This window comes from Janthinobacterium sp. FT14W (genome assembly GCF_009208755.1).
Taxonomy (GTDB): domain Bacteria; phylum Pseudomonadota; class Gammaproteobacteria; order Burkholderiales; family Burkholderiaceae_D; genus Janthinobacterium; species Janthinobacterium violaceinigrum.
Genome location: NZ_WFLL01000168.1, coordinates 1 through 255, shown reverse-complemented (window position 1 = coordinate 255; position 255 = coordinate 1). Strand labels below are relative to the sequence as shown.

The 255-nt window shown below is 50.6% G+C and carries 1 rRNA gene; it reads left to right on the top strand.

Annotated elements, in window-relative coordinates:
- Positions 1 to 255: ribosomal RNA gene (locus GCN74_RS28475) — 16S ribosomal RNA — on the top strand; the annotation flags it as partial.

The following is a 255-nucleotide window of genomic DNA, read 5'->3' as shown; positions in this document are numbered from 1 at the left end:
TACGGTCGCAAGATTAAAACTCAAAGGAATTGACGGGGACCCGCACAAGCGGTGGATGATGTGGATTAATTCGATGCAACGCGAAAAACCTTACCTACCCTTGACATGGATGGAATCCCGGAGAGATTTGGGAGTGCTCGAAAGAGAACCATTACACAGGTGCTGCATGGCTGTCGTCAGCTCGTGTCGTGAGATGTTGGGTTAAGTCCCGCAACGAGCGCAACCCTTGTCATTAGTTGCTACGAAAGGGCACTC